The organism is Streptomyces sp. BK340 (assembly GCF_007827595.1).
Taxonomy (GTDB): Bacteria; Actinomycetota; Actinomycetes; order Streptomycetales; family Streptomycetaceae; genus Streptomyces.
Map to the genome: position 1 here is coordinate 1 of NZ_VISR01000022.1, position 24,260 is coordinate 24,260.

Annotated in this window: 15 protein-coding genes; 8 read left to right on the forward strand and 7 right to left on the reverse strand. The window is 71.2% G+C overall.

Features of this window, described 5'->3' with window-relative positions; genetic code table 11:
- Positions 1-8 precede the first annotated feature (8 nt).
- The 3 genes from FB157_RS31460 (at position 9) to FB157_RS31470 (ending at position 6,773) form a co-directional block, all read left to right on the forward strand.
- Positions 9-5,867, forward strand: coding sequence for a non-ribosomal peptide synthetase (locus tag FB157_RS31460; protein ID WP_222440986.1), 5,859 nt, complete (start codon positions 9-11; stop codon positions 5,865-5,867).
- A 46-nt stretch (positions 5,868-5,913) separates the two neighbouring features.
- Positions 5,914-6,126: an MbtH family protein gene (locus tag FB157_RS31465; protein WP_145884056.1), complete on the forward strand. Its 213-nt coding sequence runs from the start codon at positions 5,914-5,916 to the stop codon at positions 6,124-6,126.
- 266 nt (positions 6,127-6,392) lie between these two features.
- Entirely contained in the window at positions 6,393-6,773 is a 381-nt protein-coding gene (locus FB157_RS31470) for a winged helix-turn-helix domain-containing protein (RefSeq protein WP_222440987.1), read from the forward strand.
- A gap of 118 nt (positions 6,774-6,891) precedes the next feature.
- Here the strand turns inward: FB157_RS31470 and FB157_RS31475 are convergent, their stop codons facing one another.
- The 3 genes from FB157_RS31475 to FB157_RS31485 form a co-directional block, all read right to left on the reverse strand.
- Complete coding sequence (locus FB157_RS31475; RefSeq protein WP_315903851.1) at positions 6,892-8,079, reverse strand: erythromycin esterase family protein; 1,188 nt, start codon at positions 8,077-8,079, stop codon at positions 6,892-6,894.
- A gap of 126 nt (positions 8,080-8,205) precedes the next feature.
- Complete coding sequence (locus FB157_RS31480; RefSeq protein ID WP_145884058.1) at positions 8,206-9,030, reverse strand: ABC transporter permease; 825 nt, start codon at positions 9,028-9,030, stop codon at positions 8,206-8,208.
- The gene (locus FB157_RS31485; protein WP_145884059.1) at positions 9,027-10,010 is read right to left on the reverse strand and encodes an ATP-binding cassette domain-containing protein; all 984 of its coding nucleotides are present in this window, start codon (positions 10,008-10,010) and stop codon (positions 9,027-9,029) included. Before FB157_RS31485 ends, FB157_RS31480 begins: the two co-directional genes overlap by 4 nt.
- A 131-nt stretch (positions 10,011-10,141) precedes the next feature.
- Here FB157_RS31485 and FB157_RS31490 point away from each other — a divergent pair, with 131 nt between their 5' ends.
- Both FB157_RS31490 and FB157_RS31495 read left to right on the forward strand, forming a co-directional pair.
- The gene (locus FB157_RS31490) at positions 10,142-10,882 is read left to right on the forward strand and encodes a TioE family transcriptional regulator (protein WP_145884060.1); all 741 of its coding nucleotides are present in this window, start codon (positions 10,142-10,144) and stop codon (positions 10,880-10,882) included.
- A 43-nt stretch (positions 10,883-10,925) separates the two neighbouring features.
- Positions 10,926-11,360, forward strand: a complete 435-nt coding sequence (locus tag FB157_RS31495) for a DUF4231 domain-containing protein (protein WP_261386662.1) — start codon at positions 10,926-10,928, stop codon at positions 11,358-11,360.
- 24 nt (positions 11,361-11,384) lie between these two features.
- Here FB157_RS31495 and FB157_RS31500 read toward each other — a convergent pair whose 3' ends face one another.
- The gene (locus FB157_RS31500; protein WP_315903852.1) at positions 11,385-12,407 is read right to left on the reverse strand and encodes a translation initiation factor 2; all 1,023 of its coding nucleotides are present in this window, start codon (positions 12,405-12,407) and stop codon (positions 11,385-11,387) included.
- A 354-nt stretch (positions 12,408-12,761) separates the two neighbouring features.
- Between FB157_RS31500 and FB157_RS31505 the strand changes: the two genes are divergently transcribed.
- The 3 genes from FB157_RS31505 (at position 12,762) to FB157_RS31515 (ending at position 19,215) form a co-directional block, all read left to right on the forward strand.
- Positions 12,762-16,934: an AAA family ATPase gene (locus tag FB157_RS31505; RefSeq protein ID WP_145884061.1), complete on the forward strand. Its 4,173-nt coding sequence runs from the start codon at positions 12,762-12,764 to the stop codon at positions 16,932-16,934.
- Positions 16,931-18,310: a triacylglycerol lipase gene (locus FB157_RS31510; protein WP_145884062.1), complete on the forward strand. Its 1,380-nt coding sequence runs from the start codon at positions 16,931-16,933 to the stop codon at positions 18,308-18,310. Before FB157_RS31505 ends, FB157_RS31510 begins: the two co-directional genes overlap by 4 nt.
- Positions 18,311-18,396: 86 nt before the next feature.
- On the forward strand, positions 18,397-19,215 hold the full coding sequence (locus tag FB157_RS31515; protein ID WP_145884063.1) for an SDR family NAD(P)-dependent oxidoreductase: 819 nt from the start codon (positions 18,397-18,399) through the stop codon (positions 19,213-19,215).
- Between the two features lie 54 nt (positions 19,216-19,269).
- On the opposite strand, the gene meaB is transcribed toward FB157_RS31515, so the two are convergent.
- Genes meaB through FB157_RS31530 form a run of 3 tightly spaced genes read right to left on the reverse strand, consistent with a single transcriptional unit; the run spans position 19,270 to position 24,259 of the window.
- Positions 19,270-20,274: a methylmalonyl Co-A mutase-associated GTPase MeaB gene (gene meaB / locus FB157_RS31520; protein ID WP_145884064.1), complete on the reverse strand. Its 1,005-nt coding sequence runs from the start codon at positions 20,272-20,274 to the stop codon at positions 19,270-19,272.
- 5 nt (positions 20,275-20,279) lie between these two features.
- Positions 20,280-22,454: a methylmalonyl-CoA mutase gene (gene scpA / locus FB157_RS31525; protein ID WP_145884065.1), complete on the reverse strand. Its 2,175-nt coding sequence runs from the start codon at positions 22,452-22,454 to the stop codon at positions 20,280-20,282.
- Positions 22,454-24,259 (reverse strand): methylmalonyl-CoA mutase family protein, encoded by a 1,806-nt coding sequence (locus FB157_RS31530; protein ID WP_145884066.1) that lies wholly within the window; start codon positions 24,257-24,259, stop codon positions 22,454-22,456. The genes scpA and FB157_RS31530 overlap by 1 nt, the downstream gene beginning before the upstream one ends.
- Between the last annotated feature and the right edge of the window lies 1 nt (position 24,260).

Genomic DNA, 24,260 nt, shown 5'->3' on the forward strand with positions numbered 1-24,260 from the left:
ACGAGGTGGTGCTGCACAAGCCGGGCACCGCGGAACCGCTGCCCCTGGACACCGTTCCCGCCGTCGCGTGGGACGGCGACCTCGACCGCCTCGCCCGCGACGTCGGCGATCACGAGGCACCGGTCCTGCGTATTGCCGGCGTCCCGAACGCGCGCCTGTCCGACGAGGTCGCGGCGGCGCGCGAGCTGGGCCAGGAGGACTCCCTCGCGTCGGCGGTGCCCGCGCTCGACCCGGGCGACGTTCCCGCGTGGGCCGCGGTGCACGGATGGGACGCGGTGGTGACGTGGTCCGCGGACGCCGTCGACCGGATGGACGTGCTCGTCTTCCGGGACGCCCCGGTGGCCGGCCGGATCCTCACCGGCACGTGCCTGCCGACGGCCGGCGAACGCACCCTGGTCAACGACCCGGTGGCCGCCGGTGCCATCACCGCGCTGCTGCCCACGCTGCGCGCGTACCTGCGGGAGACCCTGCCCGAGTACATGGTGCCGGCCGCGATCGTGCCGATCGGCAGCGTGCCGCTGACGGACAACGGCAAGCCGGACCGGCGCGCGCTGCCCGTACCCGACTACTCGGCCGGCAGCAGCGGCCGGGCCCCGTCCACTCCGGAGGAGGAGTCGCTGTGCGCGCTCTTCGCCGCGGTGCTCGGACTCGACCGGGTCGGCGTCGACGACAACTTCTTCTCCGTGGGCGGCCATTCACTGCTGGCCACCCGACTGGTCAGCCGCATCCGTGCCGTGCACGGTGTGGAGATCCCGATCCGGCTGGTCTTCCAGGCACCCACGGTCGCCGAGCTGGCGGAACACCTGACGTCCCTGAGCAACGTCCGCCCGCCCCTGCTGCCCCAGGACAGGCCCGAGCGGCTTCCGGTCTCCTTCGCGCAGCAGCGGCTGTGGTTCATCCACCGGTTCGAGGGGCCTTCGGCGACGTACAACGTCTCCCTGGCACTGCGGATGCGCGGCGACCTCGACACGGCCGCGCTCCGCCGTGCCGTGCACGACGTCGTGGTGCGGCACGAGTCCCTGCGCACCGTCTTCGGCGAGGCGGACGGGCAGCCGTACCAGCAGATCCTGGAGCCGACCGCGATCCAGGTGCCCTGGGAGGAGCGCGAGGTCACCGAGGCCGAACTCCCCGAGGTCCTGAGGGAGGCGGCGCGGCTGCCGTTCGACCTGGCCGGTGAGATCCCGATCCGTGCGTGGCTGTTCCGGATCAGCGAGCTGGAGTCGGTGTTCCTGATCGGCGCGCACCACATCGTCGCGGACGGCTGGTCTGCCCTCCCGCTCGCGCAGGACCTGACCGCCGCCTACGAGGCACGCCGTGAAGGCCGGACGCCGGAGTGGGAGCCGCTTCCGGTGCAGTACGCGGACTACACCCTGTGGCAGCGGGAACTGCTGGGGAACACTGACTCCCCGGGCAGCCTGTACCGACGGCAGCTGGACTACTGGACGAACCACCTGGCCGGGCTGCCCGAGACCATCGACCTGCCCACCGACCGGCCACGGCCCGCTGTGGCGTCGTACGCCGGCGACCTGGTTCCGCTCGCACTCGACGAGCAACTGACCGAAGGGGTGCGCCGGTTGGCCCGGGAAACCGGATCCACCGTGTCGATGGTGCTGCAGGCGGGGCTGGCAGCGCTGTTCACCAGGCTGGGCGTGGGCACGGACGTGCCGATCGGTTCGCCGATCGCGGGACGCACCGACGAGGCGCTGAGCCGCCTGGTCGGCTTCTTCGTCAACACCTGGGTGCTGCGGGCGGACACCTCAGGAGACCCCGGCTTCGCCGAACTCGTCCGGCGGGTACGGGAGTCGAGCCTGGCCGCCTACGACCACCAGGACATTCCGTTCGAGCACCTGGTCGAGGTGCTGAACCCGGTGCGCTCGCCGGCACACCACCCGCTCTTCCAGGTGTGTCTGGCGCTGCAGAACAACGCGCGGCCCGAGTTCGCCCTGCCGGGCCTGGCGGTGTCCGAGGAACCCTTCAGCACGGGGACTTCGCGCTTCGACCTGTTCATCAGCCTCACCGAACGGGACGACGACGGGCCGGCCCGGATCGAGGGCTTCGCCGAGTACGCGACCGAGCTGTTCGACGCCGGCACCATCACCACGATGCTCGACCGCTGGATCCGCTTCCTGCGTCAGGTGGTGGCCGCTCCGGACACGCCCATCGGGTCGGTGGACATCCTCGCGGGCAGCGAGCGCGCGACGCTGGACCGCTGGGGCGGCCGGGGCCGGGACACCGGGTTCGAGGCCGGCACCGTCCACGAGCGCTTCGCCGCCACGGCCGCCGCGACCCCGGACGCGATCGCGCTGGTCTCCGCGGACGGCACGCACAGCTGGACCTACGCCGAACTGGACCACTGGTCCAACCGCATCGCCCACCACCTCCGAGCGAAGGGCGCACGGCCGGACACCCGCGTGGCGCTGGTGCTCGACCGCTCACCCCTGCTCGTGGCCGCGATCCTCGGCGTGCTGAAGACCGGCGCCGCCTATGTGCCGGTCGACCCCACCCATCCGCCCGAGCGCATCGAGTTCATGCTCGCCGACCTCGCCCCGGCCGTCACCGTGGACGAGGGTCTCGCCGACGCAGACCTCGCCGGGTGTCCGGACTCGCCGCTCGAAGCCGACGGCGTGGGGGAGCGCAGTGTCGCGTACGTGATGTACACGTCCGGCTCCACCGGCCGTCCCAAGGGCGTGGAGGTGACCCACCGGAACGTGGTCGACCTCGCGCTCGACGGCTGCTGGGCCACCGGCGCCCACCGCCGTGTCCTGGTCCACTCACCGCACACGTTCGACGCGTCGACCTACGAGCTGTGGGTGCCGCTGCTCGGCGGCGGCACCGCCGTGGTGGCCCGCGCCGGACGGCCGGACACCGCGGAGCTGGCCCGTGTCGTCGCCGAGCGTGCGGTGACCGGACTGTGGCTGACCGCCGGGCTGTTCGCCGTGATGGCCGAGCAGCACCCGGAATGCTTCACGAACGTCGCCGAGGTGTGGGCGGGCGGTGACGTGCTCTCGCCCACCGCCGTCCGCCGGGTCCTCGACGCCTGTCCCGGCATCACCGTGGTGAACGGGTACGGCCCGACGGAGACCACCACGTTCGCCGCCCGGTACCGGGTGTCCTCGGCGGACCGGTGCACCGACCCGCTGCCCATCGGTGAACGCATGGACGGCAGCCGGCTGCTGGTCCTGGACGACCGGCTGCGGCCGGTACCGCCCGGAGTGGTGGGTGAGCTGTACGTCGGGGGCGACGGAGTGGCCCTGGGGTACGCGGGCCGGCCCGGCCTGACCGGCGGGCGGTTCGTGGCCGACCCGTTCGGGCCGCCCGGGGCGCGCATGTACCGCACCGGCGACCTGGTGCGCTGGAACACGGCCGGGAGCCTTCAGTACGTGAGCCGGGCCGACGACCAGATCAAGCTCCGCGGCTTCCGCGTGGAGCCGGGCGAACTCGAAGCGGTGCTGCGTGAACGCGACGGGGTGGCGCACGCGGTCGTCGCCGTACGCCAGGACCGCCTCGGTGAACGCAGCATGGTCGCCTACGTGGTGCCCGACGCGTCCGCCTCCACCGGCCGCGACGCGGTCGAACAGGTCGGCGAGTGGCGTGAGATCTACGACGAGATGTACGGCGGGACAGCGGTGGAGCCGGGCGGGGTCGGCGAGGACTTCACCGGGTGGAACAGCTCCTACACCGGACAGGCCATCCCGCTGCCCGAGATGCAGGCCTGGCGCGAGGCCGTGCTCGGGCGGGTGCGGGCCCTGCGGCCGCGCCGGGTGCTGGAGATCGGCGTCGGCTCGGGCCTGCTGCTGGGACCGCTGGCACCGGAGGCCGAGGAGTACTGGGGCACCGACTTCTCGGCACCCGTCATCGAGCGGCTGCGGGCCCAGACCGGGGCCGACCGGCGGCTGTCGGACAAGGTGTCGCTGCGCTGCCAGGCGGCGGACGACCCGGAGGGCCTGCCGACCGGGTTCTTCGACACGGTGATCCTCAACTCGGTCGTGCAGTACTTCCCGGACGCCGACTACCTCACCCGGGTGCTCGACCTCGCGATGGACCGGCTCGCGCCCGGCGGGCGCATCGTGATCGGGGACGTCCGCAACTACCGCACCCTGCGGATGTTCAGCGCCGCGGTGCACCGCTCCCGGCAGCCGGACGACGGCCCGGCCGCCGTGCAGGCCGCCGTCGAACGCGCGGTACTGGGCGAGAAGGAACTGGTCGTCGACCCGGGCTACTTCACCCGCTGGGCCGCTGCACGTCCGGAGGCCGTCGCCGCCGACATCCGCCTCAAGCAGGGCAGCCACCACAACGAACTGACCCGCCACCGCTACGAGGTCGTGCTGCACAAGGAACCCGCCCGCTCACTGCACCTGGCGGACCTGCCCACGGCGGTCTGGGGAGCGGACGTGCGTGAACCGGCCGACGTGGAGACCGCGCTGGCCCGGCACGGCGGCCAACTGCGCCTGACCCGCATCCCCAACGCCAGGCTGGCGGGCGAGGCCGCCGAGTGGGGAGCCCCGGCGGAGACCGGAGGCACACTCGACCCCGCCGAGCTGGAGGCATGGGGCGCGGCACGCGGGCTCGCGGTGTACTGCACCTGGTCGGCCCAGGCGGCGGACTGCTTCGAGGCGGTGGTCCTGCCCGACGTCGACGCCCGGTGCTGCGACGGTGTGTACCGGCCCGCCGACGCCCCCTCGTCGCGGCTGGTGAACGTGCCCGCGGTGTCCCGCCGTGTGTCCCGGCTGCCTTCGCGGCTGCGGGAGGAACTCGCGCGCCGGCTGCCGGAGTTCATGTTGCCCGGCGAGATCATCGTGCTCGACCGGCTGCCGCTCACCGAGAACGGGAAGGTGGACCGGGCGGCGCTGCCCGAGCCCGACCCGACCGCCGGTGACTACCGTGCCCCGCGCACACCGCGCGAGGAGGAACTCGCCGGACTCTTCGCCGAGGTGCTGGGCCTGGACCGGATCGGGATCGACGACGACTTCTTCGCCTGCGGCGGCCATTCCCTGCGGCTGACCCGCCTGGTCTGGCAGATCCACGAGAAGCTGGGCGTGGACGTGCCGATCCGGACGGTGTTCCAGTACCCCACGGTGGCCGAACTTGCGGCGCAGCTGTCCGCGGACACGGAGGTCGGCTTCGAGGACCCCTTCGCCGTGCTGCTGCCCATCCGCACCGAGGGGGAGAAGCCCCCGCTGTGGTGGCTGCACCCGGGCGGCGGGCTCAGCTGGCCCTACCTGGGCTTCGCCCGGCACATCGACCAGGCCTGGCCGCTCTACGGCATCCAGGCGCGCGGCTTCGACGGAACCACGCCGCCGGCGAGCTCCATCGAGGAGATGGTCCACGACTACGTGGGGCAGGTGCTGGAGGTCCAGCCGAGCGGCCCCTACCACCTGCTGGGCTGGTCCTTCGGCGGCACCCTGGCCCATGCCATGGCGGCGGAACTGCAGCGCCGCGGACACGAGGTGGCGCTCCTGGCCCTGCTGGATGCCGCGCCCTCCAGCCACTTCGCCGATCTCGAAGCCCTCGACGAGGCCATGGTGCGCCGATTCCTGGCCAATTACATGGGCCACCTGGCCGGAATGGAGGAATACCCGACCCTGGTCGCCACGGCCTCCGCCATCTTCGTCGGCGAGATGGAGCAGATGCGCCGGTTCACCTCGCCGCGGTACCACGGCGACGTGGTCTTCTTCAACGCACTCCTCGACCCGGAGACCCACGACAAGCGGCAGCTGGAGGAGGAACTCGAGGTGCTGTGGCAGGAGTTCGTCGACGGTCGAATCCAGCGCTTTGACATCCCCTGCGCTCACAACGAAATGTACTGGCCGCGTAACGCGGCTGAAATCTGTCGTGTCATCAACCAGATTCTGCGCGCAGCGCGATGATCTGGGCCAAACCCTTGACCGTTGGAACGATATCTGGAGGATTAGGGTGAGTATCAACCCGTTCGACGACGAGAATGGCCAGTTCTATGTGCTGGTCAACGACGAGGACCAGCACTCGCTGTGGCCCGCCTTTTCCGAGGTGCCGGCCGGCTGGCGTGTTGTCTTCGGTCCGGCGGGACGGGCGGAAAGTGTCGCCTACGTGGAGGAGAGCTGGACCGACATGCGGCCCCGCAGTCTCCGGGAGGCGATGGGCCGGTAGTTCGCGCGCCGTGGTGAAAGGCGCACGCTCTGGGCGGGCCGGAACGGATCGGTACCGTCTGCCGGTTGCAGGCCGAACAACCTAACATGGCATAGAGGCATGGACCTGACCAATCCATGAGCGTCAACGGGGAGGCTTGTGCTGTGGCTGGCACAAACAGCGACGTGATGTTCGTCCGATGGCCGGCACAAACGGACCTGCGGAATCGATGTAGGAGGGAGGGGGTGCCCCGTCTTCTCGTCGTGGAGGGGGGTGCACGCCCTCCCGTGTGCAACGACCCGTTCGAGGACTGGGTGCGGGCGCCCATATCCCGAGAGGATTTGGACGCCCGCGTCAAGGCGTTACAGAACCGGCTCGACAGCCGGCAGGTGCCGACCCTGGATTCGGCCGGAACGCTGTGTTTCGGACCGCATTCGATCACCATTTCGAATGCGCAGACCGAATTGATGGAGCTGCTGATCGAGCACTTCGGTGAGGTCGTGTACCGGCACGAACTCACGCAGCGGCTCGCCGACCGGGTGCCGATGCCCACGAGAAACTCGCTCGACCTGCACATCATGCGGCTCCGCCGCCGCCTGTCCCCGATCGATCTGGTCATCAGGACCGCGTGGGGACGCGGCTATGTGCTGGAGCACGCGGCCGCCTGAGGGCGTGCCCGCCACGGCACCGCGTGCGGCAGTCGGGCCACGCGGTGTCGAGCCGGAGAACATCACCCAGGTGCGGGCAGGCGCCCCGACGGATCCGTCGGCGCGGTGCCGTCACCGATCACGAACTGACCGCCAGCACGGGCAGCAGTGCGTTCTGCGACTGCTCCGCGGCGGCCGTACCGTCGCTGATGTGCAGGACCGCGTCGGCTCCCTCGAGGATCGTCCGGTCGAGCGGGCGGTAGCCCTGCTGCGGGGCGATGTCGGTCCGCGTGCGGGCATCGGCGTCCGTGACGTCCGTTGCCAGGTCCCAGGCCGTGGTGCTGCTCTGCAGCAGACCCTCGTAGGTGTCGGGCTCGGGATCCAGGAGCCCGAGAGCCTCGCTGCGGCCCAGGCTGCCGGCGACGAAGCCGTACCGCTCGCCCATCAGCGGCCCGAGGACGGTGCCGGCACCGTGCCAGTTGAGGTCCAGGTCCGCCTGGCACCAGCTGCTCGGATCGCGCTGGAAGTGCAGGTTGTGGCCGAAGGCCAGGGTCGGGCCCCGCAGTGCCTCGGCGCTGCGGACGTCGAGGAGGCTCTGGGCGATGAGCGAGTCCCGGGTGGCGAGCAGGCGGGAGATCCGCGCCGCGTGTTCGAGGCTCTGCGCACACTGCTTGTGGTACCGCAGCAGGCCGAGGCCTGCGGTCAGATGTGTCCTGGCCCGGAACCACTCGGCGTGCGCGTCCGCCGCGGCCGGCTCCGGCTCGCGCGCGTGCAGCAGGGTGAGCATGGCCTCGGCGATCGAGCGCGCCTGCTCGGCCTCGGCCGTGGCGCCGAGCGACATGGCCGGGTCCATCACCGCCTCCGTGCGGCTCCAGTCCTCGTCGTCGCCGAGGAGGTCCGTGAGGTCGACACCGAGTTGCAGGTAGTCCCGGGTGTGCTCGAGATAGCGCCGCGGGCTGGGGGCGCTGTGGTTCTCCGTCGGCGTGTCGAAGCCGTGGAACGACAGGCGCTCCTCCGGCGGCCGGTTCTCGTTGTAGGTGCGCATCCAGGCGATCAGCTGCCGGTTGGGCTCCTGGTTCCCGAAGCCATGGGAGAAGCCCTCGCGCATGACCGTGTCGAGGCTTCCGGCTCCCCCCTGGACGAAGTCGTTCACGGCGAGCGCGGCCACGCGGTCGGTCTCGAGGGCGATCGACCGGAAGCCGCGGTCGGCCAGCTGGACGAACAGCTCGTTGCGGACCCATCCGAAGGCGGGCTCCTGGTGGGTCGGCTCACCGAACGCCAGCAGGTCGCATGAGGCCACGGTGAGGTCGTGCAGGTTCTTTCTCATGTGTCTCAATTGAACCATTGCAAGACCGGTTGAGACTTTCCGAAAGTCATGCCCATCGAACGGGATCGGTTGCGTCGGGAAGTCTCAAACCGTTGATCAACCAGGGGGGGGCGGGACGGAGGGGGATCAGCGGGAGCTCGACGCGTACTTGCGCACCGAGAGCGGGGCGAAGACCAGGATCAGGCCGATCGACCACGCGATCGTCTGCAGGACGTAGCCGCCCGCCGGCCCGCCGCCGAACAGTGCGCGCAGCGCGTTGACGGCCGCGGTCATGGGGCTGTGGGCGGCATAGGCCTGGAGCCATCCCGGCATCGTGCTGGTCGGCACGAACGCCGAGGAGATCAGGGTGAACGGGAAGATCCACACGGCACCGGCCGCCTGGGCGGCCTCCGCATTGGGCACCGACAGGCCGATGAAGGCACCGAACCAGGACACCGCGTAGCCGAAGAGCAGCAACAGCAGCATGCCTCCCACCGCCGGAAGGGACCCGCCCAGGAAGCGGAATCCGACGAGCAGGCCGATGAGCACCGTCACGGCCACGGTGACGGCGTTGCGGAAGATCTCCGACACCGTACGGCCGACGAGCACGGCGGAGCGGCTCATCGGCATCGAACGGAAGCGGTCCATCAGACCCTCGCGCATTTCCGTGGCGATGCCGATGGTGGTGCCGGCGGCCGAGCCGTACAGCGCCATCTGGACGAAGATGCCGGGGAGGAGGAACTGGGCGTACCGGCCGCCCCCGATGTTGATCGCGCCGCCGAACACGTACGTGAACAGCAGGATGAACATGACCGGTTGGAGGAGGGAGAAGCTCACCAGCTCGGGGCTGCGCAAGGTGTGCCGGACGTTCCGCAGCGTCATCTCCCACACGTCGGACAACCACCAGGAGACTGCGCTGCGCGGCTTCGCGCCGGCCTTGTCGCTCCGCAAGGTCAGGGCCGTGGACGTCATGACCGCTCCTTGTCCTTCCCGCTGCTCTGCCGGTCGGTCCTGTGCTCGGCGGAACGACCGGTCACGGCGAGGAACACGTCGTCGAGCGTGGGCCGGCGCAGCGCCACGTTGCCGATCGCGACACCGGAGTCCCTGAGCAGATGCAGGAGATCGGGCAGCGTGCCGCCGTCGGCCAGCGGTGCGTGGACCACCAGCGTCTCCGGGTCGGCGGTCGGCTCGATGCCCAGCCGCTCCCGCAGGAGTCCCGTGGTCCGGTCGAGGGCTGCGCCGTCGACGAGGGTGATGCCGACCCAGTCCTGGCCCACCTGCGCCTTCAGCTCGTCCGGCGTGCCGCCGGCGATGACCTTCCCCTGGTCGATCACCGACAGCGAGTCGGCGAGCTGGTCGGCCTCCTCCAGGTACTGCGTCGTGAGCAGCACGGTGGTGCCCTCCGCGACCAGTTCGCGCACCATCTGCCACACCGCCATGCGGCTGCGCGGGTCCAGGCCGGTGGTCGGCTCGTCGAGGAAGATGAGCCTGGGGCGGGCCATGAGGCTCGCGGCGAGATCGAGCCGGCGGCGCATCCCGCCCGAGTACGTCTTCGTCTGCCGGTCGGCCGCCCGGCCCAGGTCGAACCGCTCCAGCAGCTCGCTCGCCCGTGCCCTGCTGTCGGACTTGGACAGCCGGAACAGCCGGCCGATCATGTGCAGGTTCTCGCGCCCGGTCAGCAACTGGTCCACCGCGGCGTACTGCCCGGTGAGTCCGATGATGGCCCGAACCCTTCGTGGATCGCTGCGCACATCGATGCCGAACACCTCGGCCGTCCCGTCGTCCGGGCCGATCAGGGTGCTCAGGAGGCGGACGGTGGTCGTCTTGCCCGCGCCGTTGGGGCCGAGCAGACCGTGTACGGTGCCCTCCGGCACGGTGAGTTCAAGGTGGTCGAGTGCCATGACCGAGCCGAAGCTCTTGCACAGTCCAGCCACTTCGATCGCTGCCGGCATTTACCGGATTTCCTTTCCGAGCAGTGGCGGTTTTTGAACTTCCCGGTTCATGAAGCTCAAGCGTATACCTGCAATCCCGATTGAAACTTTGAAAGAAAAGCCGCAGGAATAGTGCGCTAAAGTCTCAATCCATGGATCACCTGCGTCCGACCGATCTGGCCCGTGAGCACGGCATCTCGACCCAGGCGGTCCGCAACTACGAGCGGGACGGGTGCATCCCGCTCGCCGACCGCACCGCATCCGGCTACCGGGTCTACACCGAAACGCACGCGGCCGCCCTGCGCGCCTATCTGGCGCTCGTCCCGGCGCACGGATACGCCGTGAGCGGGCAGATCATGCGGGCGCTCAACACGGGCGAACTCGACGCCGCGCTCACGGCCGTCGACCGCAGTCATGCCCAACTGCTGCGCGACCGGGGAACACTGGACGCGGTCGGGCAGGCCGTCGCCCATCTGACCACCGGCCCCGACGCCGCCGCGCACACACCGGTGAGCAGCGAGACCTTCAGCATCGGCGAACTGGCCCACCGCCTGGGTGTCACCGCGGCGACCCTGCGCAACTGGGAAGCGGCGGGCATCCTCGCCCCCGACCGCGCACCGGTCACCGGCCACCGCACGTACGGCGCCCCCGAGGTCCGTGACGCGGAACTGGCCCATCTCCTGAGGCGCGGCGGCTACCAACTGGACCAGATCGCCACCGTGGTCCAGCAGATCCGCACCGCCGGCGGCACCCAGGCACTGTCCGCCGCCCTCGACGACTGGCGGCAACGCCTCACCGTCCGGGGCGTGGCGATGCTCAACGCCTCCGTCCAGCTCGCCCGTTACACAGCCCTCCTCGGCATCACCCCGCCCCAGCCGTCGCACCGTCGGTGAGAATGGGCGATGTTCACGCGCTGACAGGGAGGCAGGGGGACGCATGGCCGAGGACGTGGAGACCGTGACGGAAACCGAGCAACGGGCAGCGGCCGAGCCCCTGCCCGAGCCCCTCGTCAAGGAGATGGACAGGGAGATGCGCAGGTGGCGGATCGCCACCTTCAACTACGGGGTCACCTACTACCTCAGCCGCATCCTGCTCATCATCGCCAGCGCCATCGTGGCGGCCGACCAGAACCTCGGCGGCGGCCACGGGAGTTGGCTGATCACCTGGGTGCCGGCGCTGGCACTGGTCGTCGCGGTGATGACGGCCGTGGACACCTGGCTGAAGCCCCAGCAGAAGTGGCGCGGGTTCATGGAGTCCCGGGACGCCCTGGCGGACCTGCGGATCCAGGCGGGCGGCGGCATGCCGGCCGACGAGGTGCGCGCGAAGTTCCTGGAACTGCGCCGGCAGCACCGGGAGCGGAACGTCTTCTGACGAGCCGCCCCCGGCACGGCGGGGCTACTTACGGGCGACGGACGTCGCGAGCCGTTCCACCGCCCGGCGCTCGGCGGCCTCGACGTCCAGCCGGCCGGACCGGTTGCCGCCGCGGGCGACGACGGCCGCGCGGACGAGGGCCAGGTAGAAGAGGGCGGGCCCGCACGGGGTCCACTCCGCGGGCTCCTTCCGCAGGATGAAGTCGAGCACGCTGTCGGGGTCGGCCGGGACGAAGTCGAACCGGTCGTGCTCCCACTTGTCCTCGATGCCGCGGCTGCGGCGGGCCATGAGGGTGTCGGCCGTCAGGCCGGGGAGCACGGCCCGGTAGAAGGCCGCCCACTGGTGGTTGCGCAGGTCGAGCGCGAAGGCGAGCAGTTCCAGCTCGACCTCGTCCTCGTCCTGGACGGCGAGTTCCTCCCGCAGCGCGCGGCGCGCCACCGCGTGCAGGCTGATGGGGGAGCCGTCCTCGGGGACGTCGTGGATGGCGGCGAGCCCCTCGTTGACCGAGGAGTTCCAGCGCACCTTGTTGTGGCCCTCCACCCTGACGCTGCGCCGCGCGAAGACCATCTTCCGGTCGGGTCCCGTCTCCACCGCCACGTTGACGCCGAAGCTGCAGGAGAGGAACGCGGGCGCCGTCACCGGGTCGGCGTTCTCCAGGTACTGGGAGCGCAGGGTGGCGGACTCCCCTTCGCGCAGCGGCTCGTCGAGGTTCACGGACGTGGCGATGAAGTCGTAGTAGTCGGCGTCGCACAGACTCATCCGCACCAAGGGTTCTTCGGTCTCGTCGCTCCGCGAGGTGATGATGCTCTCGACGGCGAAACGGGGGTTGTTCCAGGCGTACGGCTCACCCGCCGCCTGCCGGCGCTGCATCTCCGCCTCGATGTCCTCCCGCCACCGCTGGACCTCGACGGGGAGTTCCACGCGGCGGAGCCCCGGTTCGTAGATGATCTGGACATTCTCCTTCGGGATCGGGCGCGTGCCGTCTCCCTCGAAGATGTGACAGTCCGTGACGAAGTTCCCGATGACCATGCGGTCGCGCGATTCCACGAGTTCTCTCCCCGTGTCGAGTAGCGTGAGCGGCGCACCTTGTCAGGTGTGAGACGTCAGGTTTCCACAGACGGTCCTGCCGCGTGGCATGGACGGGTGGCTGAACTCTTTGGAGGGGGAGTTCGGTTGGACCGGGGGAAGAAGCGCGACGGTGTGGTCGCCACGGTTGTCGTCGACACATACCGGGGTGACGCACGACGGGTCAGGGACCGTACACAGCTGCGGAAGACGGCCTCTCGCTTCGTGGAACAGGCCGCACGACTCGGTTTTGACGCACCGTCACTGGGAGTCACCAGCGCGGGCAGAGGTGGCGGGCCCGGACCGTCCGCGGGGCGTGAACAGATTCGCGATCTGGTGCTGCGGCTGAGACAGCAGGCGGTGGAGAGGAAGATCCTCTACTGGACCGGTCACGGCGAAGTCGTGTCGGGCGCCTTCTACCTGGCCTGCGAAGACAGCTACCAGGACGGCGAGTTCGATCCCGGCCGGGGGGTCTCGGCCGAGGAACTCGTCTCGTGGCTCGCCGAGGACCCCACGGACACCCTGCTCGTCCTGGACGCCTGCTTCTCGGGCGAGGCGGTGCGCGAGGTCAGCCACCACGTGAAGGACGCGCGGCTGAACGCCGGTGTCGACGACGCCGAGGTCGGGTTCGCCGTCGTCGCGACTGCCGGATCACGGCAGGAGGCGCTGGAGGGACACTGGGTCGACTGCCTGGAAGAGGTCCTGTCGACTCCGGAACAGCTCATCGACGGCAGCGCCCGGATCTTCCAGCGCGAGAACGAGTACGTCCCCTTCCAGCAGCTGATGAGCGCGGTCCGGAGCCGGGCCGGGGGACAGGTCCCCTTCTGGCAGGAACCGCAGACACTGCGCGCCTGGTTCCTGCCCAACCCGCACTGGTCCCCGCGGGCGCGGTCCGCGCTGCGCCCGGAGGACGACCGCTCCTGGATCGGCCAGGAACTCGCCGGCGAGGAACTGCCGGTCTTCTCCGGCTCGGGAGAGAGCTGGCACCTGCGGGACTTCGCCTCCCGGCACCGGGTGCTCGCCGACCTCGTCAACTGGCTGCGCACCCAGGAAACCGGGATGCTCACGGTGACGGGAGCGTCCGGTGCGGGCAAGTCGACGCTCCTCGCGTACGTGGCGCACCTGACCGTCGAGCACTTCGTGGCCTCCCTGCCCGAGGACCGGCGCCCCCGGGTGCTGCCCGAACTCCGCTCGGTCAACGCCGCGCTCCACTGCCGCGGCCGGACACTGTCGACGCTCTGCGAGGAACTGGCCCGAGGCCTCACCCCGCTCGGACTGGACACGACACAGATCAGGCAGGGATCACCGCACAGCCTGGTCCGGCAGGTCGAGGCTCTGGCGGAGCGCAAGGGCAGCCTCACCCTGATGTTCGACGGGCTCGACGAGGCGGCCGCGGGGCACTCCTTCGACCTCGCCCGGGGGCTGCTCAACCCGCTGGCGGCCCTGCCGGGCGTACGCGTGGTGGTCGCCACCCGGCCGAACGCCCGCCGCCGTCTTCCGGGCGAGCTGCGCGCCGAGACCCTGCTGGACGTGCTGCACAGCACCACCGTGCTGGAGCTGGACCGCAAGGACGAGACCGAGCAGGACATCGCCCGGCACGTCGAACGGCTGCTCGCCGAGGGGGACTCCCTCTACGCGCTGCCGCACGCCGAGCAGCGACGCGGCGCCGTCGCCCGGCAGATCGCGGCCGGCAGCAACGGCCTCTTCCTCGTGGCCACCCTGTGGGCACGGCACGTGGCCAAGCGGCCGGTGCCGTCCGACGCGGAGCAGGTGCGCAGTGAGTTACGGCAGGGGACGTCCGTCCTGGACGCCCTGCTGGCCGAGGAGCTGTTACGCCTCGACCCGCAGGACACCGCCCGGGTCCGGGACTTCATGACCGCCCTGGCGCTGGCCCAGGGAGTCGGACTGCCCCAGCCCAGGGTGTGGCTGGCGGTGACCAACGCGGTGCGCGCGCCCGAGAGCAGGGAGTACGGGGAGCCGGACCTGCGCGACGTGATCCGCCGGGCCACCGGAGTGACGATCGCCAAGGATGTCGAGGCGGGCGAGGAGGTCTACCGCCTCCACCACCCCAGCTTCGGCGCCCATCTGCTCGGCGACGAGCTGCGGCAGCGGGAACGGCACCGAGCGGTCCACCGGGCTCTGACCCCGCGCCGCGGTGAGGACTGGCGGACCGCGGAGCAGTACGTGAAGCGCCACCTCACCGCACATGCCGCCCTGGGCGGGGACGACCTCCTGGCGGAACTGGTGGGCGACTGCCACTTCCTGGTGGCCGCCTCGCCCGACGTCCTCGAGCCCCTGGTCGCCGCCCGGCTCACGACCACTCCGCACAGCGCGCTCTACCTGGGCGTCGCCGGTCACTTCCGCCGGCACGAGGCGGAGGAGGGCAGATGGGCGATGCTCCGGGCCACCGCGCTGGCCATGTTCTCGCGGGAGTTCCTCACTGCCGTGCCGAAGCCGTCGTCGGTGTTCTGGGACGACGTGTGGAGCAGCGCCGTACGGCTTCCGCTGCACAGGAGCTGGCCCGCCCCGCCCGGCGGGGCGCTCGCCGTGCACTGGGAGTCGCACGGCGACGGGATCATCCACGCGTCGGGCGCCGGTGAGGTCAAGTCCTGGACCGCGGAGGGACAGGAGATCCGGGGCAGGGACACCGGGCCGGCCACCTGGGGCGCCCCGCCGCGGCAGCGGGGCGTGACGGCGTCGGGCCGCGGCGACAACCGGGTGGTCGCCACCGTGGACCGCCGGTGCGTGCGGATGTGGCACGGCAACGGCAGATACCCGGTGGAGGAGCTGTACTGGGGCGGGACTCCGGGCACTGTCGACTCGGTGCGGTGGGGCAGGGAGGTCCTCCTCGCCACGGTCGACGGTGACCGGGTGTGGCTGTGGCGGTGGGACAGCAGCAGGAAGTACTCCCGGGACGAACTCCGCACGCACACCGTCCGCATGCCGGCCCTCTGCGCCTGTCTCCTGGTGGCGGGCGAGAGAGCCGCGCTGGTCACCGGTGGGCCCACGGGGGTGAAGGTGTGGGAGGTGCCCGGCCGGAAGACGATGAAGGAGCCGCTCAGGCAGGTCCGGTCACTGGGGGACGGCATCGAGCAGGTTGTCGCGGTGTCGGCCCTGGCCCTGCCGGACGGAGCCGGATCCGGGGCGGTGATCGGGGCGCTGGACGGCCATACGCTCCACACCTGGCGGATGGACGACCTCTTCCGGGGAGAGGCACGCCCGCTGTTCGGCCCCGGACCCGCGAGCGCCGGCCGGTCCGTGACCGTCGGACGGGGGCCGCGCGGACTGCTGACAGCGGTGGGGGAGGACGCCGCGGTCCGTGTCTGGGACGAGGAGGGCGCGGAACAGGTCTCGCTGCCGTGCGACCACGATCACCAGTCCCTGGTCTTCGACCCCTCGGGAACAGGACGCCTGGCGGTGGCGGACGAGACACGCATCCGCGTCTGGGAGCCGCATGAACCACCTGCGGACGGTGCGGTGGCGGACGCCCGCCACACCGGCGGGAGAGCGGTCGGCAGGACACGGCTGCGGGTGACGGACCCAGGACCCGACGGAACCGTGCTGATGAGCCGCTCTCAGGGCTCGGACGTACTGGTCAGCCCGCACTCCTGCGACGGGCAGGCAGGTGAGGCGCTCCGGCTCGCGCACCCCGCGAGGGTGGAGGCGCTCGCCGCGACGAGGGTCGGTGACCGCTGGCTGACCGCCGCGGTCGGACGCAGGCAGGTGCTGCTCTGGACGCTGGGGCCGGGACTGAGAGTGCTGCGCACCGAGAGCTTCGCCCTGCCGGGGCCGGAGGACCGGCCGGTGCCTTCCCTGGCTCTCCAGGCCACCGGAACCGGCCGGCTGCGGCTGCTGTGGCCGTTCGGGCAGAGCGTGGCCACCTGGGAACGCGAGCTGCGGGACTCCGGCACCTGGAGCGAAGCGCAGACCTTCTGGATGGGAGCCGCCGGCGCCGTGCAGCGGCTCGACGTGGTGGGGCCTGCCTCGGGCCCTTCGTGGCTGTCGGCCTGGGGCGGCAACGTGGTCCGGGTCTGGGACCTCACGGACCCCGGCGCGAAGCCGCAGCCGGTCGGCGTCATCCGGGCGAAGGCTGTGGCCGCGGGCCTGCTGACGCGCACGAACACGCCGGTGCCGCTGATCGCCTTCACCACCGGGGAGACGGTGAAGTTCGCCGAGTGCGACGGAGGTTACGCCGTGCCGACCGTCCTGCCGCGGCAGGACGCGGGAGCACTCGACGGTGTCGCCCTGGCGGGTCCGGCGCAGCGGCCCCTGCTCGTGGGCTGGAGCCGGAAGTCCGGCCGCCTCCGGCTCTGGGACGTCAGGCGGGAGAAAGCGCTGGACCCCATGGAATCGCGCGGGTACGACGTGACGGGCGTGGACTCGGCCTTCGACGGCCGTGGCATCACCCTCATGATCCAGGGCATCGCGCAGAACAGTGTCCGTTGCGATCAGGTGTTCGTGCCCTGGCCGGTCGGATCCCCACGAAGAGACAAGGAGCGCGTTCTTTGAAGGACGATCTGGTGGTTCTCGTCCCCGGCATCATGGGCACGGCCCTGACCCGGAACGGAGCCGACATCTGGGACCTGACCCCGGAGGCCATGAGCGGGCTCTTCCGGCCCGGACGAGCGAGAGAGATGCTCAGACTCCCCAAGGGCATCGGGGACGAGGACCCGGAGCCGCCGCACGCCCTGGAACTGGGCGGTGTGATCCGCGGCCCGCGTCTTCTGCCCGGACTGATCTCCAACATGGAGTATCCGGACCTCCGTGAGCTGCTCGGCATCGAGCGGGAGAGGTTCGTGGAATTCGCCTACGACTGGCGTCTGAGCAACCGCAATTCGGCCGAGAAGCTCAGGCGCTTTGTCCAGGAACGGCTGACCCGGTGGCAGGAGACTGCCGACCCCGAGCGGTTTCCGCGGGCCAAGGACGCGAAGGTGATCTTCCTGTGCCGTTCCATGGGCGGTCTGGTGGTGCGGTACTACACCGAGGTGCTCGGGGGATGGGAGCAGACCCGGTCGGTCGCCACGCTGGGCACGCCCTTCTCGGGGAGCGTCAAGGCGCTGCGGTTCCTGACGGGCCGGGTGCGGTGGGTGCCGAGCCCGTTCCGCGAGTGGATCCACGAGGTCTGCTCGACCTACCCCTCGCTCGGCCAGCTCGTCCCCACCTACCGGGTGGTGGTCGACCGTCAGGAGGGCAGGTCCCGGCTGAGGGGGCAACCGGTCGAGGGCGTGGAGACGCGGGCGATCGACGACTCCTTCGCCTTCTTCCAGGAGGTGCAGGACGCCATCGAGGAGAACGACGCCGTACACGGGCCGAGGCGCTGCACGCTGGTCCCGCTCGGGGGCGACAAGCACCGGACCGACCAGGCGCTCTCCCTCTCTTCGGACGGAAGGCCGACGTTCCATCAGGACTTCTCGGACTCCGGTGATCCGGAAGACCGGGGGCTGCCGCTCTTCGGTGACGGCACGGTGGCGCACATCGCCCAGATCCCGCCCGAGTGGTCCGACACCGGTCAGGCGGTGTGGCTCGACAGCAGGCACGCCCCCCTCATCAACTCCGAACACGCCCTCAAGCAGCTCAGGCGCGTCTGCGACGGCCTCGAACCGGCCGGGGTGCTGAGTACCGGGGAGCCCGTCGGCGTGGAGTTTCCCGACTTCGCCCGGGCCGGAGAACCCTTCGAGGTGTGGGCGGCGAACGCCGACCCCGCGATGGGGCTGCGGGTCCGCCGTCTCGGTGCGGACGGCAGGTCCGTGGCGGACGAGGCGATGCAGCCGTGCGGAGACGGGGACTTCCGCGCCGAACTGCGTGCCGAACCGGGCCGGTGGACCCTGGAGGTCTACTCCAAGGCCGCCGAGTACTCGTGCCGGGACGTGCTGTTGGTCGTCTAGCCGTACCTGCCCGAAGCCCGCATGATCCGGCGCACTGGCCCTAGGCTCAACACCGTTGACGATCTCGACAAAGGGGCTGAACTGCGGTGTCGGACAGGCGTGTTGTCATCGTGACCGGTGGAGGTACGGGCATCGGGGAGGCCACCGCCCGGCTGCTGTGCGGGCAGGGCCACCAGGTGGTCGTCTCCGGCCGGCGGACCGAACCCCTGGAGCGCGTCGAGCGGGAGGCCGGGGCCCTCGCACACCCCTGTGACGCCGGGGACCCCGAAGCGGCCGAGAGCCTCGTCCGGGCGGCCCTGGCCGCGTACGGACGGCTCGACGGGCTGGTGCTCAACGCGGGCATCGGGCGCGGCGGAGCCGTGGGGGACCTGTCCCTCGCGGACTGGGACGAGGTGATGCGCACCAACGTCACCGGTCCGCTGCTCCTTCTGCGTGCCGCGATCCCGCACCTGCTGGAGAGCAAGGGGGCCGTGGTCGGCGTGGCCTCGGTCTCCGCGCTGCGCAACGGCACGGGCAACGCCCCGTACGCCACCTCCAAGGCGGCCCTGCTCCAGCTCTGCCGTTCCGTCGCCGTCGACTACGGGCGCCAGGGCGTGCGTGCCAACGTCGTGTGCCCCGGCTGGGTACGGACCGAGATGGCCGACCGGCGCATGGCGCGCTTCGCCGAGGAGGCGGACCTGGGCGACGGGGGCCTGGAGGCCGCCTACGAGGAGGCGACCAGGCTGCTGCCCATGGGGCGGCCCGGTGAGCCGCGGGAGGTCGCGGAGGCCATCGGCTGGCTGCTGTCCCCGTCCGCGTCGTACGTCAACGGCGCCGTGCTCACCGTCGACGGCGGCGCGACGGCCCTCGACCCCGGGACACACGCCTTCGACTTCCGGATCGCGCCACGCGGTCCGCTTCGGTGAGCGTTCGCGCGGGGGCCGGCCCCCGCGATCCGGTGGCCGGGTCGCGGGGCCGCCTCACGCGTCGGCCGCGGAATCCGGCCCTTCCCCGAACGCGGCCAGAATGCGTTCCGCCGCCAGGGTCGCCGTCAATGTGCCGTCCCTGACCTGCTGTTCGAGGGCGGGGGCGGCCGCGCGTACCGCGGGGTGCGCGTGCAGGCGGCCCAGGAGTTCGTCGCGGACCATCGACCAGCTCCAGTCGACCTGCTGGTCGCGTCGCTTGGCGGTGAGCCGGCCCGTGGAGTCGAGAAGCGTGCGGTGCTGTTCCAGCCGCTCCCACACCACGTCCAGGCCGGCGGACTCACGGGCGCTGCAGCTGAGCACCGGCGGCGTCCAGAACGCTTCCTTGCCGTGCATCAGCCTGAGCGCGCCCGCCAACTCCCTTGCAGCCGCGCGCGCGTCACGCTCGTGCGGGCCGTCCGCCTTGTTGACGGCGATGACGTCGGCCAGCTCGAGGACGCCCTTCTTGATGCCCTGGAGCTGGTCGCCGGTGCGGGCCAGCGTGAGCAGCAGGAAGGAGTCGACCATGTCGGCGACCGCGGTCTCGGACTGCCCGACGCCGACGGTCTCGACGAGGATCACGTCGTAGCCCGCCGCCTCCATGACCACCATCGACTCGCGCGTCGCCTTCGCGACCCCGCCCAGCGTGCCCGCGCTGGGGGAGGGGCGTACGAAGGCGTGCGGGTCCACCGCCAGGCGTTCCATGCGGGTCTTGTCGCCGAGGATCGAGCCGCCGGTCCGGGTGGAGGACGGGTCCACGGCGAGGACGGCCACCCGGTGGCCCTGCGAGGTCAGCAGCGTGCCGAACGCGTCGATGAACGTCGACTTGCCCACCCCCGGCACCCCGCTGATGCCGATCCGCCGCGCCCGGCCGCTGTGCGGGAGCAGCTCGGTGAGCAACTCCTGCGCCAGCGCCCGGTGCTGGGGGCGGGTGGACTCGACGAGGGTGATCGCGCGGGCCACGATCGCCCGCTTCCCGTCGAGCACACCCTTCGCATACGTGTCGAGATCGATCGCTGCCATGCGGATCAGAGGTCGTGGCCGAGGTCGGCCGACAGCCGCTGCACCAGGTCGTACGCCGCGTCCGGGATCACCGTCCCGGGCCCGAACACGGCCACGGCGCCCATCTCCAGCAGGGTCGGCACGTCCTGCGGCGGGATCACCCCGCCGACCACGACCATGATGTCCTCGCGGCCCTCCTCGGCGAGCTTCTCGCGCAGCGCCGGTACGAGGGTGAGGTGACCGGCGGCCAGCGAGGACACGCCGACCACGTGGACGTCCGCCTCGACCGCCTGGCGGGCGACCTCCTCCGGCGTCTGGAACAGCGGGCCGACGTCGACGTCGAAGCCGAGGTCGGCGAAGCCGGTCGCGATCACCTTCTGGCCGCGGTCGTGGCCGTCCTGGCCCATCTTGGCGACCAGGATGCGCGGCCGGCGCCCCTCCGCCTCCTCGAAGGCGTCCACCAGGGCGCGGGTGCGGTCCACGGACGGGGACTCCCCTGCTTCGTTGCGGTACACGCCGGAGATGGTACGGATCTGGCTCGCGTGGCGGCCGTACACCTTCTCCAGGGCGTCGGAGATCTCACCGACGGTCGCCTTGGCGCGGGCCGCGTGCACGGCCAGCTCCAGCAGGTTGCCCTCGCCGTCGGCGGCCCGGGTGAGCGCGTCCAGCGCGTCCCGGCAGGCGGTCTCGTCCCGCTCCTCGCGCAGCCGGCGCAGCTTCTCGATCTGCTGGGCGCGCACGGAGGAGTTGTCGACCTTGAGGACCTCGATCGCCTCGTCGTTCGCCACCCGGTACTTGTTGACGCCGATCACCGGCTGACGGCCGGAGTCGATACGGGCCTGGGTCCGGGCCGCCGCCTCCTCCACGCGCAGCTTGGGAATGCCGGCGTCGATGGCCTGTGCCATGCCGCCCGCCAGCTCGACCTCCTGGATGTGTGCCCAGGCCTTGCGGGCGAGGTCGTACGTCAGCTTCTCGACGTACGCGCTGCCGCCCCACGGGTCGATGACCCGGGTGGTGCCGGACTCCTGCTGGATGAGCAGCTGCGTGTTGCGGGCGATGCGCGCCGAGAAGTCGGTCGGCAGGGCGAGCGCCTCGTCCAGGGCGTTGGTGTGCAGCGACTGGGTGTGGCCCTGGGTCGCCGCCATCGCCTCCACGGCCGTACGCGTGACGTTGTTGAACACGTCCTGCGCGGTCAGCGACCAGCCGGAGGTCTGCGAATGGGTCCGCAGGGAAAGGGACTTGGTGTTCTTCGGGTCGAACTGCGAGACCAGCTTGGCCCACAGCAGCCGGGCCGCCCGCAGCTTGGCGATCTCCATGAAGAAGTTCATGCCGATCGCCCAGAAGAAGGAGAGCCGGGGCGCGAACGCGTCCACGTCCAGGCCCGCCTCGCGGCCCGCCCGGATGTACTCCACGCCGTCCGCGAGCGTGTACGCCAGCTCCAGGTCGGCCGTCGCACCCGCCTCCTGGATGTGGTAGCCGGAGATGGAGATGGAGTTGTAGCGGGGCATCCGCTGCGAGGTGTACGCGAAGATGTCGGAGATGATCCGCATCGACGGCTTCGGCGGATAGATGTAGGTGTTGCGGACCATGAACTCCTTCAGAATGTCGTTCTGAATGGTTCCGGCCAGCTTCTCGGGCGGTACGCCCTGCTCCTCCGCCGCCACGATGTAAAGCGCCAGCACCGGCAGCACGGCGCCGTTCATCGTCATCGACACGGTCATCCTGTCCAGCGGAATCCCGTCGAACAGCTGCCGCATGTCGTAGATCGAGTCGATGGCCACGCCCGCCATGCCGACGTCGCCGGTCACGCGCGGGTGGTCGCTGTCGTAACCCCGGTGCGTGGGCAGGTCGAAGGCGACCGACAGGCCCTTCTGGCCGGCCGCCAGGTTGCGCCGGTAGAACGCGTTGGACTCCTCGGCGGTGGAGAAGCCCGCGTACTGGCGGATGGTCCAGGGCTGGTTGACGTACATCGTCGGGTAGGGGCCGCGCAGGTACGGCGTCATGCCCGGGTAGGTGCCGAGGAAGTCCAGGCCCTCCAGGTCACGGCCGGTGTACAGCGGCTTGACCCCGATGCCCTCCGGGGTCTCCCACACCGGTGCCTCGCCGCCGGTGGCGTGCTTGACGGCCGTACGCCATTCCGCGTCACCGCCCTCGGCGACGGGGGTCCCCAGCTCGATGCCGGAGAAGTCGGGGATTCCCATCAGGACACTCCCATGCGGTCGAGAGTCGCGGACAGCACGTCCACTGCGTCGCAGCCCGCGAAGACGTACGAGTCGATGCCGGCGTAGTCGCCCCGGCCCGCGAGGACCACGTGCCGGGCCCCGGCCGCCTTCAGCGACTCGGCCGTCCGCTCGGCCTGTTCGGCGTACTGGGCGTCGCTGGAGCACAGCACGGCCTCGGTGGCGCCGCTGTCCGCGAAGCCGCCCTCGGTCACCGGCTCGATGCCGCCGGCCTGGAAGAGGTTGGCGACGAAGGTCGAGCGCGCGGTGTACTCGGCGGCCGTGCCGAGGGTGGCCAGGTAGATCCGGGGGCGGGCGCCGGTCGCCGCCAGGTGGGCGTCGGAGCGGGCGCGCAGGGCCTCGTACGCCTCGTCCCGGCGCACCCGGGGCAGCCCGCCGGACGGCGGCTCGGGCGCGGGCTCGCGCTCCAGCGGCTTCTCGGACAGGAGCGGGAACTCGCTGACACCGGTGATGGGTTCGCGCCGCTTGGCGAGCTTCTTGGACCGCTCCGCCCAGGTCGTCGCCAGGTCCGTGCGGATCCGGCCCGAGCGCAGTACGGCCGCCTGGCCGCCGTCCCGCTCGATCGACCGGAAGAACTCCCAGGCGGCGTGGGCGAGTTCGTCGGTGAGCCGCTCGACGTACCAGGAGCCGCCCGCCGGGTCGATGACCCGGGCCAGGTGGGACTCCTCGACCAGGATCGTGGAGGTGTTGCGCGCGATCCGGCGGGCGAAGGCGTCCGGCAGGCCGACCGCGTGGTCGAAGGGCAGCACGGTGACGGAGTCGGCGCCGCCCACCCCGGCGGCCAGCGTCGCGACCGTCGTGCGGAGCATGTTCACCCACGGGTCGCGGCGGCTCATCATCACCGGCGAGGTCACCGCGTGCTGCACCTGCGCACCCGCGCCGGGCGCCCCGGACACCTCGGCGACCCGCGCCCACAGCCGGCGCGCCGCGCGCAGCTTGGCGATGGTCAGGAACTGGTCGGCGGTGGCCGCGTACCGGAACTCCAACTGCGCGCAGGCCGCGTCGACCGTGAGGCCGGCCGCGGTCAGCTCCCGCAGGTAGGCCACGCCGGTGGCGAGCGAGGCGCCCAGCTCTTGCGCGGCCGAGCCGCCGGCTTCGTGGTACGGCAGCGCGTCCACGGTCAGCGTGCGCAGGCCCGGGTACTGCTCGGCGGTCCGCCGGGCCAGCGCGGCCAGCGGGGCGAAGTCCTGGGCCTCACCGGTGCGGGCCTCGTGTCCGAGCGGGTCGCCGCCGAGGTTGCCGCGCACGGCCTTCGGGTCGACACCCCGCTCCTCGTACAGCCGCAGCAGTTCGGCCGCCGCGGCCGACACGTCGGGGCCGGCGTCGAGGACCACCGGGGCCAGGTCGAGGTAGACCCCGTCGAGGGCGCGCGCGAGCGCGGACACGGGCATGCCGCCCTGTCCCACGACCAGCCAGAGGGAGGTGACGCCGTTCTCCAGGTCCGCCAGGACCGCGCCGTCGGCGAGCGTCGCGTGCCGCTGCCGTACGTCCCAGCCGCCCGCGGTGTTGCCCTCGGGGCGGCTGCCGCGCACGAACGGCGCGAAGCCGGGCAGACCGGGGTCGGGCGCGCCGTCGCGCGGTGTGTACAGCGGCCGGGTGCGCAGCCCGTCCTCGAGCATGGTGGACAGAGCGTCCTCAGCTGCCGCGCCCGAGACTTCCTTGCCCGACTTGCGCAGTACACCCTCGACCAGGCGTTGCCACTGCTCGTGTGTCGCGTCAGGGAACTCGGCGGCCAGTGAGAGCCCGTCGTCAGGCAGGACCGTCATG